Origin of the sequence: Gardnerella vaginalis 1500E, from assembly GCF_000263595.1 — a bacterium.
Classification (GTDB): Bacteria; Actinomycetota; Actinomycetes; order Actinomycetales; family Bifidobacteriaceae; genus Bifidobacterium; species Bifidobacterium vaginale_E.
Genome location: NZ_ADES01000001.1, coordinates 41,921 through 63,332, shown reverse-complemented (window position 1 = coordinate 63,332; position 21,412 = coordinate 41,921). Strand labels below are relative to the sequence as shown.

At 43.7% G+C, this 21,412-nt stretch carries 18 protein-coding genes; 16 read left to right on the top strand and 2 right to left on the bottom strand.

Going from position 1 to position 21,412, the window contains the following annotated elements; all coding sequences use genetic code 11:
- Positions 1-5: 5 nt before the first annotated feature.
- The gene (locus CGSMWGV1500E_RS05700) at positions 6-821 is read right to left on the bottom strand and encodes a fumarylacetoacetate hydrolase family protein (RefSeq protein WP_004126366.1); all 816 of its coding nucleotides are present in this window, start codon (positions 819-821) and stop codon (positions 6-8) included.
- Between the two features lie 339 nt (positions 822-1,160).
- Between CGSMWGV1500E_RS05700 and clpB the strand changes: the two genes are divergently transcribed.
- The 10 genes from clpB to CGSMWGV1500E_RS05745 all read left to right on the top strand — a co-directional run bounded on the left by clpB (position 1,161) and on the right by CGSMWGV1500E_RS05745 (position 12,645).
- Positions 1,161-3,755, top strand: a complete 2,595-nt coding sequence (gene clpB, locus CGSMWGV1500E_RS05705; RefSeq protein WP_004126363.1) for an ATP-dependent chaperone ClpB — start codon at positions 1,161-1,163, stop codon at positions 3,753-3,755.
- A gap of 295 nt (positions 3,756-4,050) precedes the next feature.
- A complete protein-coding gene (locus tag CGSMWGV1500E_RS06370) occupies positions 4,051-4,212 on the top strand; it encodes a hypothetical protein (protein ID WP_004126360.1) in 162 nt (53 codons plus the stop codon).
- A gap of 26 nt (positions 4,213-4,238) precedes the next feature.
- Positions 4,239-5,006, top strand: coding sequence for an ABC transporter ATP-binding protein (locus tag CGSMWGV1500E_RS05710; RefSeq protein ID WP_004126342.1), 768 nt, complete (start codon positions 4,239-4,241; stop codon positions 5,004-5,006).
- A 71-nt stretch (positions 5,007-5,077) separates the two neighbouring features.
- A complete protein-coding gene (locus CGSMWGV1500E_RS05715) occupies positions 5,078-6,634 on the top strand; it encodes a hypothetical protein (protein ID WP_230455178.1) in 1,557 nt (518 codons plus the stop codon).
- A complete protein-coding gene (locus CGSMWGV1500E_RS05720) occupies positions 6,624-7,355 on the top strand; it encodes a hypothetical protein (protein WP_004126336.1) in 732 nt (243 codons plus the stop codon). The genes CGSMWGV1500E_RS05715 and CGSMWGV1500E_RS05720 overlap by 11 nt, the downstream gene beginning before the upstream one ends.
- Before the next feature lie 54 nt (positions 7,356-7,409).
- A complete protein-coding gene (rmuC, locus tag CGSMWGV1500E_RS05725; RefSeq protein ID WP_004126334.1) occupies positions 7,410-8,750 on the top strand; it encodes a DNA recombination protein RmuC in 1,341 nt (446 codons plus the stop codon).
- Between the two features lie 58 nt (positions 8,751-8,808).
- Entirely contained in the window at positions 8,809-9,657 is an 849-nt protein-coding gene (locus CGSMWGV1500E_RS05730; RefSeq protein WP_004126332.1) for a hypothetical protein, read from the top strand.
- A gap of 57 nt (positions 9,658-9,714) precedes the next feature.
- Positions 9,715-10,521, top strand: coding sequence for a TrmH family RNA methyltransferase (locus CGSMWGV1500E_RS05735; RefSeq protein WP_004126330.1), 807 nt, complete (start codon positions 9,715-9,717; stop codon positions 10,519-10,521).
- 130 nt (positions 10,522-10,651) lie between these two features.
- Positions 10,652-11,656, top strand: coding sequence for an ATP-binding cassette domain-containing protein (locus tag CGSMWGV1500E_RS05740; protein ID WP_004126328.1), 1,005 nt, complete (start codon positions 10,652-10,654; stop codon positions 11,654-11,656).
- Positions 11,653-12,645, top strand: a complete 993-nt coding sequence (locus tag CGSMWGV1500E_RS05745; RefSeq protein WP_004126326.1) for an ABC transporter permease subunit — start codon at positions 11,653-11,655, stop codon at positions 12,643-12,645. Before CGSMWGV1500E_RS05740 ends, CGSMWGV1500E_RS05745 begins: the two co-directional genes overlap by 4 nt.
- 148 nt (positions 12,646-12,793) lie before the next feature.
- On the opposite strand, the gene vly is transcribed toward CGSMWGV1500E_RS05745, so the two are convergent.
- Positions 12,794-14,344: a cholesterol-dependent cytolysin vaginolysin gene (gene vly, locus CGSMWGV1500E_RS05750; RefSeq protein WP_004126324.1), complete on the bottom strand. Its 1,551-nt coding sequence runs from the start codon at positions 14,342-14,344 to the stop codon at positions 12,794-12,796.
- 381 nt (positions 14,345-14,725) lie between these two features.
- On the opposite strand from vly, the gene gatC reads away from it, so the two are divergent.
- From gatC to CGSMWGV1500E_RS05780, 6 genes are all read left to right on the top strand, one after another.
- Positions 14,726-15,022: an Asp-tRNA(Asn)/Glu-tRNA(Gln) amidotransferase subunit GatC gene (gatC, locus tag CGSMWGV1500E_RS05755; protein WP_004126322.1), complete on the top strand. Its 297-nt coding sequence runs from the start codon at positions 14,726-14,728 to the stop codon at positions 15,020-15,022.
- A 3-nt stretch (positions 15,023-15,025) separates the two neighbouring features.
- Complete coding sequence (gene gatA, locus CGSMWGV1500E_RS05760; RefSeq protein WP_004126320.1) at positions 15,026-16,567, top strand: Asp-tRNA(Asn)/Glu-tRNA(Gln) amidotransferase subunit GatA; 1,542 nt, start codon at positions 15,026-15,028, stop codon at positions 16,565-16,567.
- Between the two features lie 32 nt (positions 16,568-16,599).
- Positions 16,600-18,099, top strand: a complete 1,500-nt coding sequence (gene gatB, locus CGSMWGV1500E_RS05765; protein ID WP_004126318.1) for an Asp-tRNA(Asn)/Glu-tRNA(Gln) amidotransferase subunit GatB — start codon at positions 16,600-16,602, stop codon at positions 18,097-18,099.
- A gap of 289 nt (positions 18,100-18,388) precedes the next feature.
- A complete protein-coding gene (locus CGSMWGV1500E_RS05770) occupies positions 18,389-19,306 on the top strand; it encodes a GNAT family N-acetyltransferase (protein WP_004126315.1) in 918 nt (305 codons plus the stop codon).
- The gene (locus tag CGSMWGV1500E_RS05775) at positions 19,303-19,617 is read left to right on the top strand and encodes a DUF2469 domain-containing protein (protein WP_004105898.1); all 315 of its coding nucleotides are present in this window, start codon (positions 19,303-19,305) and stop codon (positions 19,615-19,617) included. The genes CGSMWGV1500E_RS05770 and CGSMWGV1500E_RS05775 overlap by 4 nt, the downstream gene beginning before the upstream one ends.
- Before the next feature lie 90 nt (positions 19,618-19,707).
- The gene (locus tag CGSMWGV1500E_RS05780) at positions 19,708-21,327 is read left to right on the top strand and encodes an NAD(P)/FAD-dependent oxidoreductase (protein WP_004126312.1); all 1,620 of its coding nucleotides are present in this window, start codon (positions 19,708-19,710) and stop codon (positions 21,325-21,327) included.
- Positions 21,328-21,412: the final 85 nt, after the last annotated feature.

Sequence of the window (21,412 nt, the reverse complement as noted above, 5' to 3'; positions counted from 1 at the left end):
TTTAGTTACGCATGCACAATCACATTGCGCAGCGAGCCAATACCATCTACGTGCACAATCGCTTCGTCACCAGCGCGTAAAGTTCCAGCTGGGTATGGAGTTCCTGTCAAAATCACATCTCCTGGAAGAAGCGTTGAGAAGCTTGAAATTGCAGCAATTTGCTCAGGAATACTGTGAATAAGTCGAGCTGTAGTGCCGTCGGCTTCTGGCACATTTTCACCATTAAGCGTAAATGAAATATGTGCATCGCGCCAATTTAGCTCGGTTGTAATCCAAGGTCCAAGTGGGCAAGAAGTGTCGAAACCTTTTGCGCGCGTCCACATTGGGTCGCTTCCTGCGCAATCTCGTAAAGTTACGTCATTTACGCAAGTAAAGCCAAAAACGTAGTTCATTGCGGTAGCTGCAGTCACATTTTTGGCGATTTTGCCCATAACAACTGCCACTTCTGGCTCAAAATTCATGTCGTTTGAGTAAGCAGGAATCACAATCGGATCGTCCGGACCAATTACAGAAGTGCTCGGCTTTGTAAAAATAACCATATCTGCGGCGGTATGCGAAGAAGCCGCAGGAGAAGTAGCGCGCTCGTCATCGGAACGCGTATCGTAATTTTTTGCCAATCCGTAAACTTTTGAAGGAATTACAGGCACAAGCAAGCGCACGCCATCCGCATCCAACGCGTAACGTTTACCAGTTGGCTTAACTCCTTGCGGGCTTAAAGGATGCCCTTCAAGCGCTACTAAATAATCTTTACCGTCGGTTTCGTCTTTTTGAACGAAAGCGTATTGCGGAACTTCATTATACGAAAAACGTGCAATTCTCATGCTTTTAAGATTACGACATATTTGCTACTTAATTAAGCATTGCTTGATACTTAACTAAACTTTGCTTGCTGCTTAATTAAATTATTTGCGTAAATTATTTGCGATTGAAAGTTCTTGAAAATAAAACTTGAGTCTAGTACACTCAAGTTTTAGGAATAAAGTTATAGGAAAATCTGTTATACGTATCAGATACATGAAAGTGAAAGCTCGTTAGAACTCGAAAGTATCGTCAAAAAGCTTGAAATTGCAGCGAGAGTTGCAATAAAAGTTGCAATAAAAGTTGCAGCGATTTGACTTAACTGAAGTGTGTTTTAGAGCTTTCGTGGAAATGAGGTAGATATGGAACAAAAGTTTACAACATTAGCGCAAGACGCATTAAGTGATGCTGTGCAAAGTGCAGCGGCTGCTGGCAATGCGCAAGTTGACACTTTGCATTTGGCGGATGCCTTACTTCGCCAAGAGCAGGGCGTCGTTCGCGCGCTTATTGCTCAGGCGGGGGCGGACGCGCAACAAATCGGTTCTGAAATTCGTAACGCATTAGTGGCATTGCCTTCATCTACTGGTTCAACTACAACTAAGCCAGATGCAAGTCGTCAGCTTTTGGCTGCGCTAAGCCAGGCAGAAAAAGAAATGCGCGCAATGGGAGACGAATACGTTTCTACGGAGCACATGCTTATCGGCATGGTTGCAAGCGAACCAAACTCTGTTGCGGATATTTTCAAAAAGCACAACGTTTCCGCAGACGTGTTGCGTAAGGTTGTGCCAACTGTGCGCGGTGGCGCAAAAGTTACGAGTCCGGATGCTGAAGGCAACTACAAAGCGCTCGAAAAGTATTCTGTTGATATGACTGCGCGCGCTCGCGAAGGAAAGCTCGACCCAGTAATTGGACGAGACCAGGAAATTCGCCGCGTGATTCAGATTCTTTCTCGCCGCACGAAGAACAATCCTGTGCTAATTGGAGAGCCGGGCGTTGGTAAAACGGCAGTTGTAGAAGGATTGGCTCAGCGAATCGTTGCAGGAGATGTGCCTACGACTTTGCAAAACAAGCGTCTTATCAGTCTCGATTTGGCTTCGATGGTTGCAGGTTCGAAGTATCGCGGCGAGTTTGAGGAACGCTTAAAGGCAGTGTTGAAGGAAATTCAGCAATCGGACGGTCAAATTATTACGTTTATTGATGAGATTCATACTGTTGTTGGAGCAGGATCTGCAGAAGGTTCAATGGATGCTGGCAATATGCTTAAGCCAATGCTTGCGCGCGGTGAGCTGCGCTTGGTTGGCGCAACTACGCTTAACGAGTATCGTGAGCATATTGAAAAGGATTCTGCGCTTGAACGCAGATTCCAGCAAGTGTTTGTTGGCGAGCCGTCTGTTGAAGATACTGTGACGATTTTGCGCGGACTTAAGCAACGTTACGAAGCACACCACAAGGTGACTATTAGTGACGATGCAATCGTAGCCGCAGCAACGCTTTCAAACCGCTATATTACTGGCAGACAGCTTCCAGATAAGGCGATTGATTTGGTGGATGAAGCGGCAGCTCACTTGCGTATGGAACTTGATTCACAGCCAGAAGAGATCGACGAATTGCAGCGCAAAGTTACGCGTCTTGAAATGGAAGAAATGCAATTAAAGAAGGCGGAAGATGCTGCTGCACGCGAACGCTTAGAAAAGTTGCAGGAAGAATTAGCAAACTCGCGCGAAAAGCTTACTGGATTGAAAGCGCGTTGGGATGCGGAAAAGGCTGGCCATAACAAGGTTGGTGATTTGCGAGCGCAACTCGACGCTAAGCGCGTAGAAGCCGACAAATTCACGCGCGAAGGCAACTTGGAACAAGCAAGCCGTATTTTGTATGGCGAAATCCCAAGCATTCAAAAAGCTTTGGAAGAAGCGGAGTCCGAGGCCTCTAACGCTAAGAGTGAAGCGAAAGAGCCAATGGTTCCGGATCAGGTTGATGCTGATTCTATTGCTGGAGTCGTTAGCGAATGGACGGGCATTCCTGTTGGTCGCTTGATGCAAGGCGAAAATGAGAAGCTGCTCAACATGGAAAAAGAGCTTTCTAAGCGCGTTGTTGGCCAAAGCGAAGCAATCCAGGCTATAGCGGATGCTGTGCGCAGAAGTCGTGCTGGAATTGCAGACCCTAATCGCCCAACTGGTTCCTTCTTGTTCTTGGGTCCTACTGGCGTTGGTAAGACGGAGCTTGCTAAGGCTCTTGCCGACTTTTTGTTTGACGACGAGCGTGCAATGGTTCGCATTGATATGAGCGAGTACATGGAAAAGGCTTCCGTTTCGCGTCTAATCGGTGCTGCTCCTGGTTACATTGGCTACGAGGAAGGCGGCCAGCTTACTGAAGCTGTGCGTAGACGTCCGTATTCTGTAGTGCTTTTTGACGAAGTTGAGAAGGCGCATCCAGAAGTATTCGACGTTTTGTTGCAGGTTTTGGATGATGGTCGTTTGACTGACGGTCAGGGTAGAACGGTTGATTTTACGAATACGATTTTGATTATGACATCAAACTTGGGTTCGCAATTCCTTGTGCAAGAGGGCTTGGATGATGCTGCTAAACGCAAGGCTGTTATGAACGCTGTTCACGCTGAGTTTAAGCCAGAGTTCATTAACCGTTTGGATGAGCTTGTTATGTTCCATCCGTTGAGCCGCGAAGAGCTTGGTGGAATTGTGGATATTCAAGTTCGTCAAGTGGCTGCACGCTTGAGCGACCGCCGCATTAGCTTGGATGTGAGTGATTCTGCTCGCGCTTGGCTTGCGGAGCATGGCTATGATCCAGTTTACGGTGCTCGTCCGTTGCGTAGATTGGTTCAAACGGAAATTGGCGATCAGCTTGCGCGATTGCTGCTTTCTGGCAAGGTGCATGATGGCGCTCACGTAGTTGCGGATTGCGCAGAGAGCGACGACCATGTAACTCTCAAGATTGCGTAATCTATGCATTATTTAATGTAGTCAAATAATGTAGTCAAATAAAACAAAGCGTGCTGTTTATTGGATTATTTTCCAGTAGACGGCACGCTATTTTTGTATCTGAATAAAAAATATTTGTAGAATGAACTTGAAATAAAAAGGTGGATTTCCCCCTTAATTTTTCTAGTTATTGCTGATAATTGGCATTATCGGATATGCGTATCTTTTAAAATTTTAATTGCTTTTTGTAAAAATCTATTTTTTTTTATATTGAATTATTATAAAATGCGTGTATGTATTCAAGGCTGAATACGTTATGAAGCAGATTGAAAATGGAGATACGAATATGTTCGCAAAGGAAGGATTTGCAGTAGTTGCGCTTTCTACTATTGTTTATGCTATGCCAATGTCAGCTTATGCTCAGATGAGTGGTTCTGTAGTTGGAATAGACAGAGAAAATATACGAAGTTGTAGGTAAGTAGTTTAGTTATTAAGTGGTGAGATATGCAAGAATCATATATGGGCTCAGATGTGCAACTTGTTAATGTGAATTTTTCGTATGGGAAAAAACAAATTTTGCATAATCTTTCTATAGATTTATCTTTTGGCATATGTGGTCTTTTGGGGCCAAATGGTGCTGGGAAAACTACTCTTCTTAACGTTATAGCGACTATTTATGCTCCCTCTAGTGGGAAACTTTTTGTGCATGGCCTTGACGTAACTTGTCGTGCGGAAAGGGCTAAAGCTCGGTCAAATATTGGTTATTTGCCACAATCATTTGAACTTATGAATGCATCGAGTGTGTTAAAAAATGTTCAATATGCCGCATGGGCGCGAGGTTTATCGTGGAGTGCCGCGTATCAAGCTGCTTGGAATGCTCTCAAACAGGTTGGCTTGGAAAAACAAGCGCATTGCATAGTTGCTAAAATATCAGGAGGTCAGCGTCAGCGTGCTGGTATTGCTTGTGTGATTGCTAGTCAGCCTGCAGTACTAATACTTGATGAGCCTACTGTTGGTTTAGATCCTGAGCAGCGTATTGATATTCGTAATTTTCTTAAGTCTTATTCGCAAAAGCATACTGTTATTGTCAGTACACATTTAGTAGAAGATTTAGCAGTAATGGCAGATCGGGTTATAGTTCTTAATGAAGGAATTATATTGCTTGATGGGAAAATGGATAATCTTCTTCAATATGCTAATCGTGAAGATCTTATGGTAACTCCATGGGAATCAGGGTATAGGCATTTGTTATCTAAATTTCATAAAAATTAGCAGTAGCAGTAACTAGATATGTATAGTTTCTTATTTCGTTAATGTGGTAGCAAGTAGGGATGTGATTAAATATGCGTCAATATTCTAACTTTTTAACTGAATTCAGATTTTTTACGAAAAGTCATAAGAAGTGCACAATTGTTTCACGTATTATGTCCCCATTATCTCTAATAAGCAGTTGTATTTTTAGCTTATTTTTGATTGCATATCCTATTTTTTTGGGTGTGGCAAATTTTTTAGCGCATAATAATAATTATGCGCTTTGGCTAAGAATTGATGTCACATGGATGCATTGTTTGTCTGATATTGTTGCTTGCATTTTTGGCGCATGGTGTTCATGTAAAGCTTGCTCGCCCAGATGTTTGGTTAATCCTGCGTGGTGTGCAGGAAAATCAGCCAGTCGTTACGCTATTCCTATACTAAAAGGCGCTATACTGTGCAGTTTGTTATATTGCGTAAGTATATTGCCAACAGTAATTCAGAGTGATGTAAATACTACAAATTTCCCGTATTTTCCACTATTATGTGGAGGCGTGACGCCAAGCGCATTTTTTGCAATTGGTTTTACTTTAGGAGTAATTATTGGCAATCGTTGGGCAATTGTATTCTCAGCTTTATTATCTTTTGCAATAATTTGGTGCTGTATTTATGGCGTCATTATAATGCGTAATGGCACCATACCTCAAGGAGATATTTTTCCTAGATATTGGGGTAGCAGTTTATACGCAATACTTCCAGTGTCGGACGCTGGTATTGGTGCCGAGCCTGGTTTGCGAATGAACCCATGGTTGGTGACTTTGCGCATATTCTTTGTGTGTGTTGTTATCGTTTCATGCATTCTTTGTTGCGCGCACATTAGATATTTTTGGCAAAAGGGATCTTATTGGCGCATAAAAGCAATAAGTATTTCTTTAATTATGCCAATAGTATGCGCTTGTTGTATAGCTATGTGGGGTCCAAAACCTTGGATTCGCTCTGGACCTTTTGTACCTCAGTGTACGACGTTTAAAGATACTGCTTTTTCTGTTTGTGTACATCCTGAAGAAGCTTATATTCGTAAACTTCGTGCTGTTAAACATTTGAAAACTGTTGCTTCTTGGTTTCCTAAGAATCAGAGAGATTCGCAAGGCAAAGGAATTGTGCTTGTGCTTGGAAATGCGTTTACTCCAACAAATACTGAAAAATCTTGGAATCTTACTAATAGTGGTTTAATAAAGTTACGTAATCTTAAAGCTACTGTTATTCAACAACAAACAGATACATTTGTTAGGCGTTCTGAGAAATATGGTGATATGACTGGTATCGCTCAAGAAGTGTTACAAAGATTTGTGCCTGCAAAATGTGCATCAAGTGCTATGAAAGAAGTATATGTAAAAAAGAATCTTGATTCAAACGCTTCTGTTACAGCATTTTTGCTTGCACAACTTCCTTCTCGTATAAGTAATGATGTGTATGGGTCATATGGATTTATTACAGGTGAAGCAAACGATAAAGTGGCTATGAGTATTAATAATGCTGATGATGCTAAGCTGAAACAATTTGTAAAAAATCATGTTAAAGAACTTAATCAATGCCGCATAACTCCACAACAAGTCTTATCGGAACTTGGTGATAAGCATGAAAAATAATTTTCGCGCTTGGCTTGAAGGTAGGCATTATATTGTTGCAATCGTTGCAATTTTATTGTCCGTAGTCCTTCCCTCTTTAATGCTTGTTATATTCAGATCATTTGTAACGCAGTTGCCAGTTTATGTTGGTTATATTTGTTTGCCAGATTCTGCTAATGTGCATAATGCGGTAGAAGGTATAACGTTCCAATGTCAATCTGGTAGTAGTGTTGTTAATTTTGTTGTTCCTCTGTATGAAGTTATTGTAGTTGGGTTTATTGCCACGGCATTCGTTTGCCTTGCTCCGATTATGGTATCGTGGGAACGTTTCGTGATGAAAAGGCTGCGAATATATGCATTGAGTGCTGCTTTATTGTGTTTGTTCGTTTCATTCGGCGCTTCAGTGTTAATTGTTCGTATAATTGACTTGCAGTTATTGAGTACATTGCAGATGATTTTAGGTAATGCGTGGATTGATATTGTGCTAATAATGATTGGATTAGCATGTTTTGGAAGGTTTTACGGCCTTGCATTTGGTGTCTTTTTAGCGGTGATGAATATTGCCACACAAGGTTTGCAAAGTAAAATTGGATTGATTTTGCGATGGTATCCTTCTGGAACTTTGCCTGTAATTCCTGGACAATCCATATTGTTATATGTCATTGTTGTGCTTACTGTAATTGCAGTTTGCCTATGGAGCGGCACGTGTGGACGTGGATTGCTTTATTTTGAACGTGCTTAAAAGACGTGTTTAATTATATTTCAAAAGTCAACTCAATAGTGTTTAATAGAACGTATGTTCGACAATATTGTGATGCTTGTTTTAATGGTGGTTGCTGTAGCAGTAACCGCTGTTATTGTGTTGGCTATTGTTAAGCGCAACTCTGGGGCGCAAGGCGCAAATGGTGTAAACCAGCGCGAATTTAACGAATTGCGCTCGCAGTATGAACAAGCGCGCGCTCAAGCTCAAGAAAATGGCAATCAAGCTATACGGTATCGCACGCAAGCAGAGCAGCTTGCTGAACGATTAAAGTTTGTTGAAGCGGAACTTGCTAAAGCGCAGCAAGCAGAACAATTGCGAGTGAATCGCGAAGAACAATTGCGCGCAGAGCGAGAAGAACGCGAACGGTTAAATCGTGAAAAAACTTTGAAAGAGCAAGGTAAAGTCTTAGAAGCGCTTGCTCCAGTAAAAGACAATCTCGAAGCATTGAAGAATAAAGTTTCGCAGATTGAAGAAGGACGCAAACAAGAAATGGGTGTGCTGAGCACTCAGCTTAAAGGCTTAAGCGAGCAGCAAACAAGACTTGACCGCGAAACAAGTTCGCTTTCTGCAGCATTGCGAAACAACAAGGTTCGCGGAGCTTGGGGCGAAGCTCAGCTAAAGAATATTGTGGAATCTGCAGGCTTGCTTGAGCACGTTGACTTTGATACGCAAGTTGTTGTAACTGGAGCAAATGGTGAACAGCAGAGACCAGATATGGTTGTGCATCTGCCAGGAGGCAAAACAATTCCAGTTGATGCAAAAGTTCCGTATGCGGATTATCAGCGCGCTTGCGAAATCCTAGATAACGCAAGTGACGAAGAATTAGCTAGAAGGAGCGAGCTTCTAAAAGCGCATGCTAAGGCTTTGCGAGAGCATGTTAGAGTATTAGGGGCTAAAGCGTATTGGCAGGCTTTTGAAACAGCACCAGATTTTGTAGTTGCATTTATTCCAAACGAAGCATTGCTTCAGGCGGCTCTTGAAGCGGATCCAACGCTTATGGATGATGCTTTTGCGCAAAAAGTAGCACTCACTTCACCAGTTACTTTGTGGGCTGTGCTTAAGTCTGTTGCGTACGCATGGCAGCAGCAAAGTCTTACAGATGATGCAAAAGAACTTTTCGATTTATCTCGAGAATTGTATGATCGCTTTGCAGTTCTTGGAGAAAATGCTTCAAAACTTGGCGTATCTTTGGCAAGAACAGTTGCAGCTTACAATAAGTTTGCTTCATCGCTTGAGTCGCGAGTGTTGGTAACAGCGCGTAAACTTCAGAAGTTAGATCAAAGTAAAGTTATTGCTTCAATAGATCTTATAGATTCTGATAAAGCTGATGTTAAAGAGCTGAGCGCTCCGGAAGTATCAGTAGAAGATCGTTAAGCATAAAAACATCAAAGCATCAAAAATTAAAGAACTCTAAACGCTAAGGAGTGTAACAATGACGGAATTACAAGCGGAACGCGCGGAACTTAAGCGCATGCTTTGTGCGGATATGAGTGCGAAACCATTTAGCGAACTGTTTTCTGTTACTTTTGCTCAGCGCGGCTCCAAGTTGGTTGGTGATGTTCTTTTTGATGCAATTGAGAAAGCTGGGTATTCGTTAGAACGCGATGTTGACGCTATTGGTGCGTTAACTGCTGCTGCAGTGCCGATGGTTTTTGCGCTTATTCATGCTGCAGAACGTAAAGGAATTGCACTCGACGGCTTCGTTATGGATTTTGTTTTTCCTGCAACAAAAGGTCCGTCTGTTAAAGGCAAGCGAGTATTGTTACTTGACTCTTGGCTTTCTGAAAAATCGTATGTTCAAACTTCTTCGCTTGTGACTTTACGACACGGAAATGAATTAAGTCTTGATTTTGGCATTGTTAATCAGCAAGGCGCGCAAATTCTTGCTATAGTTGCATTAATTGGTGGTGTTGACGCCGACGAACAAGGCACAAGGCATCTTCAATTAGTAAATCCAATAAGTGAGGAGAGTACTAAAATGGCATTTGTTCAAGCTTTCGATGAAGAAGAATTACGTGCAGATGCAGATCGCGACGATTGCTGCAACGACAACTGCTGTGGCGGTCATTGCGAGGTTAAATGCACTGGTGATTGCAAGCATGATGGTTGCGCTGAGCCTTGCTGTGAAGACAATTGCTGCGGTGGCCATTGCAAAGTAGAGTGCACTGGTGATTGCAAGCATGATGGTTGCACTGAGCCATGCTGCGAAGACAATTGCTGTGGCGGTCACTGCAAGTCAGGTTGCACAGGCGATTGCGCAACTGACGGCTGCCAAGACTAGCTGCAATTACTAGCTGCCAATACTAAGCAAAAGTATTAAACGGAGCAAAACTCACACATGCACGAACCGAATCCAATTACTTTGGCTGCAAAAGCTTCCGATGAGCCAGAATTCCGACCTATAGGAGTTGGCCCGTGGGAAGAAGAACACCCAGGTGAGCCTCGTCCAGATAATCCAGAATCGCCAAATTATGATGCGCGGTTTAGCACTGAATTACTAGACGAAGGTGACCAGCGTAACGTCCTAGACCGTTACCGGTACTGGAAAGTAGAAGCCATAAAAGCGGATCTCGATTCTAAAGGCCGTCATGAGTTTGAAGTAGCTGTAGAAAATTGGACTCACGATTTCAACATAGGCTCTATGGTTCGCACTGCAAACGCGTTTACTGCGAAAAAAGTGTATATCGTAGGGCCTCATAAATGGAATCGCAAAGGCTCGTTAATGACTGAGCTTTACCAATATGTTGAGTGCTGCCCAACTATTGAAACTCTAGTAACTAATTGGCGCGAAAATATAGCACGAGAAACAGAAGAAGCGCATCAACTTTTGCTTAAAGCGCAAGCAGAAGGCAATAAAGAAGCCGAAAAAATCGCAAATATTAAGGAACAAGACGCTAAAAACGCGCGCGTTATAGCGCTCGATATTATTCCAGGCGCTGTTGCTATGGAAAACTATAAGTTCCCTAAACGTTGTCTTATGCTTTTTGGTGCGGAAGGTCCAGGTCTTTCTAAAAAAGCGTTAGAAATGGCGGATGATGTTGTTTATATTTCGCAATTCGGCTCTGTTCGCTCGCTAAACGCAGGAGCTGCTGCAGCTGTTTCCATGCACGCGTGGATTGCACAACATGCAGTAACAAATTGCTGATACAAGCTACAAACAAGCAAATATAAGCAACAATCGCAAACAAACAATCGCATTACAAAATGCATCAGCCTGTACTTATAAACGCTTACATTTAATGTGTATTTTTTTTTATTTGTGATACTGTTAAGCTATGTTAGAATTCCAACATATTACAAAGCGTTTCGGCGCAAAAACAGCGCTTAACGACGTTTCTTTCGTCGCTGAAGACGGTAAAGTCACGGGCTTTTTAGGCCCTAATGGCGCTGGTAAATCTACTACTATGCGTTGCGCGTTAAATCTTATTCACGCCAATAGTGGCACTTCTCTTATTGACGGAAAACCTTACGCAAAAATCGCATCCCCAATGACGGAAGTTGGCGCAGTTCTTGACGCAAAGTCTGCCCACAGAGGTCGTTCTGCTTATAACCACTTGTACTCGCTGGCTTTAACTCACGGAATATCAAAAAAGCGCGTTGACGAAGTGATTGATATTACTGGTTTAACTAGCGTAAAAACTCGCAAAGCGGGATCCTTCTCACTCGGCATGAGCCAGCGTCTTTCGATCGCGGCGGCACTTTTAGCAGATCCGCACAATCTTATTTTGGACGAGCCAATTAACGGTTTGGATCCAGAAGGCGTTAAGTGGGTTCGCGAATTGTGCAAGTATTACGCAAGCCAAGGTCGAGCAATTCTGCTTAGTTCGCACTTAATGAGCGAAGTTGCGCTTACTGCAGATAACCTTGTGATTATTGCGCATGGCGAAATTTTGAAGCGTACAACAGTACAAGATTTTGTTAATGCACATTCGCAGCACGCTGTGCGACTTGTGACTCCAGAAGGCGAAAAGCTAAAGTCTGTGCTTGCTCAAAATCATCCTGAATGCAAGATTTTGCAAGATGTTCGCACTCCTCAAGACGTTCAAGAAGGCGAGCTCCTCAGAATAACAGGATGTGAGCTTAATCAGCTTGCTCGCGAAATTGCAGATAATCAAATCATGGTTTATCAGCTGAATCAAGAGCATGCATCGCTTGAGGAAGCATATTTGGCTCTTACGCATGGCCAAGAGCAGTACGTGACTAGGACTATTCCTTCCGGAAACTTAAATCCTGCTGAGCAAAGTGTAGCTCAATTTAATAATCAGGGGAGTGCAAAATGAGTGAGCAAGTAGCAAATCAGCAAGTGCAATTGGCTGAATCTAACGCATATCAATCTAACGCACACCAATCTAACGCATACAAGACTGGCCGTAGCATGAACGCTCAGCACTTACGCCTTACATTTATGCACACGCTTAAATCTGAAATTGTTAAGCTGCGCGGACTTGCATCAACATGGTGGTGCATGGCATTAACAGTTGTTTTGCCAGTAATTTTCAGCTTTATAATCGCGCTTGTGCAAAAAGCAATGTCTAAAGTTGACATTAAGAATGGAGCAAGTCAAAGTAAATCAAGCGCTGCAATTACTGTTGGGCCGAGCAATAAAAGTGACCTTATTGCATCTCAAGAAAGCATTTTCCGCTTGGTCATTAGCTTTGCTTCTATATCTTTGATTGTTTTGGCGATTTTTGCAGTGCTTGCTGTAACTGCGGAACATTCTACGACTTCAATTCAGGCTTCTCTTACGGCTGTACCTAAAAGGGGTATGTTCTTTACGGCTAAGTTTATTGCGGTTGCAATCTATGTTTTTGTAGCCCAACTTATTGCAATGGCAGTTTCTTTAGCTGCTGCAGAATTAGCTTTTATGGGAGATAACATTTCCGGATTATCGGGAAGCAACGTGTGGAAATTGCCGCTTACTCTGTTCCTTGGCTCTCCTGCAATTATGGTTGTTGTGGCAGCAATGGCCTACGGTTTTGGCATGATTTGCAAGTCAACTGCTGGCGGAATTATGTGCGTTATTGGAGCCGTGATGATTCTGCAGGCAATTGTTAGCATTATTATGGTTGCAAGCAATTTAGCGAAGTGGACTTCAACACTTATGCAGCTTTTGCCAGGCAAGGCTGTGGGCCAATTCTTAGGAACGGGCGAACTACTTCCACCAAACGCATATGTTTTTACATGGTGGCAGTCCGGTTTAGTGGTCCTCGCTTGGGGTGTAGTTATGTACGCAATTGGCTACGTTATTGAAAAGCATCGCGATATTTAAATATTCTGCAAATAATATTTAGCAAATAAAATAAATAATACAAATAAAATAAGGGCTTTATCTCGTAACTGGCTACAAGATAAAGCCCTTTTTGTATTCATTTATATTTAATTATAAATTAAATTATCTTATTAAATTATAAGAAATATCAGTCGTTCTTCACAGTTTCAGCAACGCGTGGCCACAAGGTTGTGCCCCAGTTCTTGATTGTGCGCTGGCGAACCAGTGGTAAATCGGAACGGTCATAAACTGTGCGCCATGGCTCCCAAGCCAAGCCGGTCTTTTCAACGAGCTTGATGCGAAGATTGCGCACATTGCCCTTGAACTGAATAGTGGTGTTGAAGTGAGCTGTACGATACTTGCCATTGCCTTCCCAAGCGCGAGAACGCACGTAAGGAGTGCCGTCAATTTCGGTGCCGTACTCATCCCAGTAGATGTAGTAGCGAGCTACGTAAGCTCCACGGTGATCCAAAGTCAAGTAGCCGTCGCGGTAGGAAGAAACCTTGGTTTCAACGTAATCGCTATTGGTTTGCAAAGTTGCTACTTCGTTATCCTTGACGAAGGAAGTGGTGTAAGCAATTGGAACTGCTGGGCTGGAGGTGCTCAAATTTGCGCCTTCTTGAATCAAAGCCTTCAACGTGTCGATGTTGCCGGTAATAACCTTGGCTGCACCGTTTGCGCTGCCGCCGAGAATTACAGCAGTTACAGAAGTGTTCTGCAAAATGCGGTGGAACTCGGTATTTGGCTTGATTTCAACACCCTTGATTGCAGCTTCAACAGCAGCCTGGAAATCGGTGCTCTTGCTGCGGGTGTCGAACTTTACGTACATTGAACGGCCGTAAGCTACGTTGGACACATATACTGGCGGACGCTTGCTGTCTACTCCGCGGCTCTTCAAGCTTTCTGGCGTAGTGCATGGTGCGAAGAAGTCAGCTGGGCTGTCTGGTGCATCAACGCTTACGGTGTAGTAGGTCTGCTTGAAGTTCACAATTTGAGTCTGCTTTTCGCCCTTGTGCACAGCATCGAAATCAATCTTCAGCGGAACACCAATCTTGGCGAAATCAGCACCAAACTTTGCCTTGAGCTGGTTCATGCTTTGTGCGCTTGCAGAATCGTACTGCATGCGAGCAGCAACATGATGGCTTGCAGCATACTGTGCATTCCACTTGGAAACTAAGCCGTTCACTGCGGAAGTTACAGAGCTCTTGGTTGGGCGCTGAACAGTTACAGCACTTTCGCCGCCGTGGAAGCCTGGCAAATCAACGCTCAACGTGATTGGAGCGCGGTTTGCGGAAATCAGGCTTGGCATATTGTCCATCAAATTCTTATCAGCGCGGAAAAGAGCACCTGGGTATACGCGATCATCGTTGGCGGAAGTAACCGACAAGTTTGAAGTTGTATTTGTGATGTTCTTCTTCTGATGCTCAACAACAACGAATTCATCGCCCTTGTTGAAGCTATCGCTAGAGAATTTGTTGTCGATGGTTTCGCCATGACGGGCGAGAATGTTTGTTTTATCGTATTGCAAATCCCACAAATAATTATTCAACGAGTCTTTCTTGGCTGCGCAAGATGTGGCTGGTTCAGAATCCTTAGCGGAAGGAGCGGCCATTGCTGGTGCTGCTAAGCATTGTGGAATAATAGTTGCGCCCGCGAGCAACAACATTGCTGCATTACGGTAGAACTTTGTGTTCTTCATATGTGTCCTTCGATTTTTATTAGATTATTTTTATTAGATTATTTCGATGAGATGCTGAAATTCATATGCTTCAATGCATAACGTGCCTCAGTGCATTAGTTTTTAGCGTCTCACAAAACACGATTATTACACACTTTTTATTTATGCGATAATCTCTTAAAAAATTTTTTTATTTTGAAAACAATACTTTAAATATCGTTGAAATATCAACAATTTTTGGTTACGTCGTTTTTGCTTATGCGGCGTGTTGATATAGCAATTGCTGCAAATTTTGAAATTTTATATGCGTAATAATTTTGTGAAAACGCGCACGTGCAGTATGTGGATATAATAGATTTTTTCAGCTTTGAAAGGTCACGCATCACACATATAGTTGGGGTTATGCCTACATTCACACGAGAAGAAATTGAGCATTTGGGTGTTCTTTCCCAGATTGCTTTAAGCGACGAGGAAATTAGTCGCTTGCAAGGCGAATTAAACGTCATTGCAGAATCTATTAACAAGGTGCAGGAAGTTGCTGGCGAAGATGTGCCACCTACTGCAAATCCAGTGCCTCTGGAAGCTTATTTGCGCCCTGATGTACCTGCTACACCATTAACTCAAGAAGAAGCGCTTTCTGGTGCGCCTAAGAGTGAGTCTGGCATGTTTGTAGCACCTCGCATTTTAGGGGAGGAATAAAACATGACTAATACTCAAGATTTAGTAAAGCTTTCTGCTGCTCAAATGGCAGAAGCTGTAAAAGCTAAAGAAGTTTCTAGCCGTGAGCTTGTTGAAGCTCACTTGGCAGTGATTGAATCTGCTGAGCCAGAAATCAAGGCATTCTTGCATGTTTCTGCAGATATTGCACTCGAGCAAGCAGATGCTTTTGATAAAAAGAACGCTAATGGCGAGACTGAAGATTTGCCTGAGCTTGCAGGCGTTCCAATTGCCATTAAAGACATGATTGTCACTAAAGGCATTCCAACCACTGCAGCATCCAAGATTCTTGAAGGCTGGGTTCCACCTTACGATGCTACAGTTATTGAAAAGCTCAAAGCAGCTGGTATGCCAATTCTCGGCAAGACTAATTTGGATGAGTTTGCTCAAGGTTCTTCTACCGAGCATTCTGCCTACCAAACCACTTGCAACCCTTGGGATACCGAGCGTGTTCCTGGCGGTTCCGGCGGCGGTTCTGCAGCTGCTGTTGCTGCATTCGAAGCCCCTATTGCTTTGGGTACAGATACTGGTGGCTCTATTCGTCAGCCAGGTGCTTTAACTGGTACAGTCGGCGCAAAGCCAACTTACGGTGGTGTTAGCCGTTTTGGTGCAATCGCCATGGCAAGTTCCTTGGATCAGATTGGTCCTGTTTCTCGTACCGTTCTTGACTCTGCGCTTTTGCAGGAGATTATTGGCGGCAACGATAGGCGCGATTCCACTTCGATTCCAGCTCCTGTTCCTCCAATGGCTCAGGCTGCACGCGAAGGCGCTCGCCGAGATTTGAAGGGCTTGAAGGTTGGTTTGGTTAAGGAGCTTAGTGGCGATGGCTTCCAGCCAGGCGTTGAAGCTCGCTTTAATGAGGCGGTGCAGCTGCTTAAGGATATGGGTGCAGAGGTTACGGAAGTTTCCTGCCCTCACTTCCCTTATTCTTTGGCTGCTTACTACATTATTATGCCTTCCGAAGTTAGCTCCAACTTGGCTCGCTACGACGGCATGCGCTACGGTTTGCGCGTAATGCCGCCAGCAGACAAGCCTCAGACGGCCGCAAATATGATGGCTGCAACTCGTGAAGCTGGTTTCGGTGACGAAGTAAAGCGCCGTATTATTCTCGGTACTTACGCACTTTCTGCAGGTTATTACGATGCATGGTATGGTTCTGCTCAAAAGGTTCGCACCCTTATTATTCGCGATTTTGAAGAAGCATTTAATAAGGTAGATGTTCTTGTCTCTCCAACAAGCCCTACAACGGCATTTAAGTTTGGCGAAAAGATGAACGATCCGCTTTCCATGTACATGAACGATATTGCTACGATTCCTGCAAACATGGCTGGCGTTCCAGCTTTGAGCCTTCCAGCTGGCTTAAGCGACGATGGTCTGCCTGTTGGTATTCAGATTATTGCTCCGCAATGCCATGATGAGAAGATGTACAAGCCTGCAGCAGCGTTGGAAGCTGCTCTTGAAGAGCAGTGGGGCGGTCCAATCTGGAAGTCGCTTAAGGCTGGCTGGCTCGATTCATTGGCTAAGTAAAGTGAAGTAAAGCTTAAGTAAGAAGGATTCTCATGGCTGAAAAACTTATGAAATACGCCGATGCTGTTGAGCAGTTTGATCCAGTATTCGGTTTGGAAACGCACGTTGAGCTTTGCACTCGTACGAAGCTGTTTTGCCCAGCGGAAGTATCTTTTGGTGGCGAGCCAAATACTCAGCTAACTCCTGTAAGCCTTGGTTTGCCAGGCTCTTTGCCAGTTGTAAACAAGACTGCAGTTGATTACGCGATTAAGCTCGGTTTGGCATTGCATTGCGAAATCGCTGAGTGGAGCCAGTTCGCTCGTAAGAACTACTTCTACCCAGATATGCCTCGCGATTATCAGATTTCCCAGTACGATAAGCCTACTAACGGCAACGGTTACTTGGATGTTGAGCTCGAAGATGGCACCGTGTTTCGCGTGCCGATTGAGCGCGCTCATATTGAGGATGATGCTGGTAAGAATACTCACGTTGGTGGTGCTGACGGCCGTATTGAAGGCGCAAATCATTCTTTGGTTGATTACAATCGCGCAGGCGTGCCTTTAATCGAGATTGTAACTAAGCCAATCGAAGGTGCGGGTAGCCGCGCTCCAGAAATTGCTGGTGCCTATATGCGCGCAATCCGCGATATTGTTCGCGCCCTCAACATTTCCCACGCTCGCATGGAGCAGGGCAATATGCGCGCTGACGTGAACGTTTCACTCCGCAAAAATCCGACCGATCCGTTCGGCACTCGTTCCGAAACTAAGAATGTGAACACATTCCGCGGAATCGAAAAGACACTGCAATATGAGATTCGTCGTCAGGCTGCTATTTTGAGCGAAGGCGGCGAGATTTTGCAGGAAACCCGCCACTGGGATGAAGCAACTCAGACCACTGCTGGCGGTCGTGTGAAGTCCGACGCCGACGATTATCGCTACTTCCCAGATCCTGATTTGGTTATGCTTCACATCACTAAAGAGCATATTGAGCGCATGAAGGCCGAGATGCCAGAAATGCCTCGCGAGCGCCGTAACCGTTTGCAAAGCGAATGGGGCATTAGCGATCTTGAAATGCGAGATATTTTGAACGCAGATGCTCTTGATTTGGTTGAAGAAACCGTTAAAGCTGGCGCAACTGCAGCAGGCGCTAAGAAGTGGTGGCTTGGTGAGCTTGCTCGCGAAGCAAACACTCGTGGTGTGACTTTGGAAGAATTGCCTATTACTCCAGAAGATGTGGCTGAAGTTGAAAAGCTGATTGCAGACGGTAAGCTTAACGATAAGCTCGCTAAGCAAACTGTTGCTTGCGTTTTGGCTGGCGAGGGCAAGCCTGATGAAGTTGTTAATAAGCACGGATTCAAGGTTATGAACGATGACGGCGCTTTGGAAGCCGCTGTTGACGCTGCTCTTGCAGCCGATCCTGAAGTCGCAGAAAAGCTTAAGGCAGGCAATATGAAGCCGATGGGCGCGATTATTGGTGCTGTTATGCGCGCAACTAAGGGTCAGGCTGATGCTAAAGCTGTTACTAAGATTGTGATGGCAAAAATCAAGGGCTGAAAAACCAAAAATCTGAAAAATTTAATATTTGATAACGCTAATGTATAAACGCAAAAGCGTAATCAATATCAAAAAGTAAGTGCTGCGTACTTGCTGCATAATTTAATAAGATTTAATCATACTAAAACAGATTAAATCAGATTAAGTTTGTTTCATGCGGCAGGTGCGCAGAATTTGCTATTTGGCAATATCGTGACGCATTTTTCGTCTTCTGGATTATCATATATTATGCGACATGAGAATTATGCGAAGGGCTTAATACTCAAAGGCACAATACAAGTAGGTGACTATGCAACAAACCAATGATGGTGTGAACAACTCTCGCGAGTTACCAAAATCTATAGTAATCCCTCCAATTCGTGGAGAAATGGCGCATCTTCGCCCAGCAACATGCGATGATTTACAGCGTATGGATGAGCTTTGCGCATATGATAACGCTTCGGTTATTACCGGAAAAGATTCTCAGTCTGAGCGTTCTATGGTTCATGCGTGGGTTGAGCGTTCTGTTCAGTGGTCTAATGACGGTTTTTCTGTTGAAAAAGCTGCTGAATTATGTCGTTTTGCTGGGGATGTTCAGTCTCGTCCTACAATTGCTTGGGCTATAGTGCCAGATGTTTTAGATGATGTTAAGAATACTTCTGGCGCGATTATTGGCATGATTTTTCTTATTGACATAGATGGGTGGTCTCGTTCTGCGCGTATTCAAGTTGTACTTGGCAAGGATTATCGCGGACGCGGCTATTCGCGTGATGCTATGCCTAGAGTGATGACTTACGGTTTTGCGTCAGAGCCAGTAGGATTAGGATTGCATCGCATTTGGGTTGGTGTTCCTGCTACGAATACTCGCTCGCTTTCTGTATATCAATCTCTTGGTTTCGCACAAACCGGCACTGCGCGCGATGCTTTATGGGATGCGCAAAATCAAAAGTATCAAGATTTTGTTGTTATGGATACGATTTCCGATGAGTACGATGCAATTCGTTCTCTTGATGCGTTTGGTCTGCATGTTATAGAGGAAAATCCTGGAGTAGTTGAAGCACTGAGCGCACATGAGCACTCTGTGGCTATACCGGTGCGTCGTGATAATCTTGATGAAGAATGGCCTTATAATGCAAATAACGCCGAAGGTAGTTCTTCAAAAAGAGCTTGGTGGCGCATTATAGGTCGCGGTCGTAAACGTAACATCAATACGGAAGGGAAGCAATGAGCGCCGAAGATCTCGACAATTATGAAACTGATGCTGAACTTGCGTTGTATAAAGAATATCGTGATGTTATTAAGCTTTTTACGTACGTTGTAGAAACAGAACGCCGATTCTATTTGGCAAATAAGGTTGATTTCAACGTGCGTTCGGCCGGCCAAGACGTTTATTTCGACGTTCAACTTACAGATGCGTGGGTTTGGGATGTTTATAGGCCTTCGCGTTTTGTTAAAAATGTGCGAATAGTGACTTTTAAGGATGTTAATGTTGAAGAAGTGCAGAAAACAGACATTGATATTCCGGAATCTATCGCGTGATAAGCGTATGCTCAATAAAGATATATAGAAATTTTACCTAGCACAAAATGTGTTTTTGTAAAAATTGATGTATTAAGGTATGGAGGACAAGTGACGGATACACAATCCCCAAAGAAATCTGTTGTGATTATTGGCGGCGGTCCGGCAGGGTTGACGGCAGCCTGGGAGCTCGTTAAAGATGGCGGTTCTAGTCGCTATGACGTAACGCTGCTCGAAGCAACGCGTGAATTTGGTGGTATTTCGCGTACTGTAAAGTACAACGGTAATCGTATGGATATTGGCGGTCACCGTTTCTTCTCGAAGGATGATCGCATTATGCAGTGGTGGCGTGAAATGTTGCCGTTGCAGGGTGCGCCTTCATACGATGATAAGAAGCTTGGTCGTCACCATGACTTGGAACCAGGTGGACCTGATCCTGAAGTTGAAGACGAAGTTATGTTGAAGCGCCATCGCGTTTCGCGCATTTTCTGGAATCATCATTTCTTCGATTATCCGATTTCTCTTTCCGCAGCCACCTTGCGCTCTATGGGCTTTATTTTGACGATGAAGGTTGGTTTTAGCTACTTGTGGTCTATGGTTCACAAGTTACCAGAAACTAATCTTGAAAACTTCTACATTAATCGCTTTGGTAAGAAGCTTTATTCAATGTTCTTTGAGGGTTATACCGAGAAGCTTTGGGGTAGGCATCCAAGCCAGATTTCTGCAGATTGGGGTGCTCAGCGCGTTAAGGGTTTGAGCATTGTTGAAGTTTTGAAGAATGCTTTTTCTAAGCTTTTCCCTAAGAAAAATGGTAAGAAGAAGGAAGTAGAAACCTCATTAATTGAGGAATTCTGGTATCCAAAGCTTGGCCCTGGTCAATTGTGGGAAACTGTTGAACGCCGCTGCCGTGAAAATGGTGCTACTGTGCGCACAGATGCAAAGGTGGTTGCTATTAAGCAGTCTGATGGCAAGATTTCAAGCGTTGTTATTGAAGATGCCAACGGTGAACGTTCTGAATTGCATGCTGACGAGTTTGTTTCCTCTATGCCTATTAAAGATTTGGTTGCAGCTCTTGAGCAAGGTACAAATGGTGACGAAAAAGCTGAAGTTCCAGCAGAAATGCAACGTGTTGCCAAAGGTTTGCCTTATCGCGATTTTGTGACTGTAGGTTTGCTTGTTAAGCGTGTTCGTCTGCGTAATACTACTACTATTCCAACGCTTGGTAATCCTCCTATTGTTCCTGATTGCTGGATTTATGTGCAGGATCCTGGTTACAAGGTTGGTCGTCTGCAAATCTTCAACAACTGGAGTCCTTATCTTGTTAAAGATGTTGACAACACTGTTTGGATTGGTCTTGAGTACTTCTGCGAAGAAGGCGACGACTTCTGGAATATGAGTGATGAAGACGCTCGTAAGATGGCTATCGACGAATTAACTCGCATGCAGGTTATTAATGGCGAAGAAGATGTTCTTGATTCCCATCGTGAGTGTGTTCCAAAGGCTTACCCAGCTTACTTTGACACTTATGCACAAATGCCTGAGTTGATTAAGTACTTGGATAGCTTCGGCAACTTGTATTGCGTTGGTCGAAACGGACAGCATCGTTATAATAACCAGGATCATTCCATGGCTACCGCAATCGAAGCTGTAGAAAATATTCACACTGGCGCAGAATCTAAAGCAAATGTGTGGTCTGTAAATACTGAAAAGTCTTATCACGAAAAGAAGTAGTAAGTATTTATAAATAACTTAAGTAAAAATTAAGCTAAAAGTAGCGTCAATAATAGTGGCATAGTCCATTATTATTGGCGCTTTT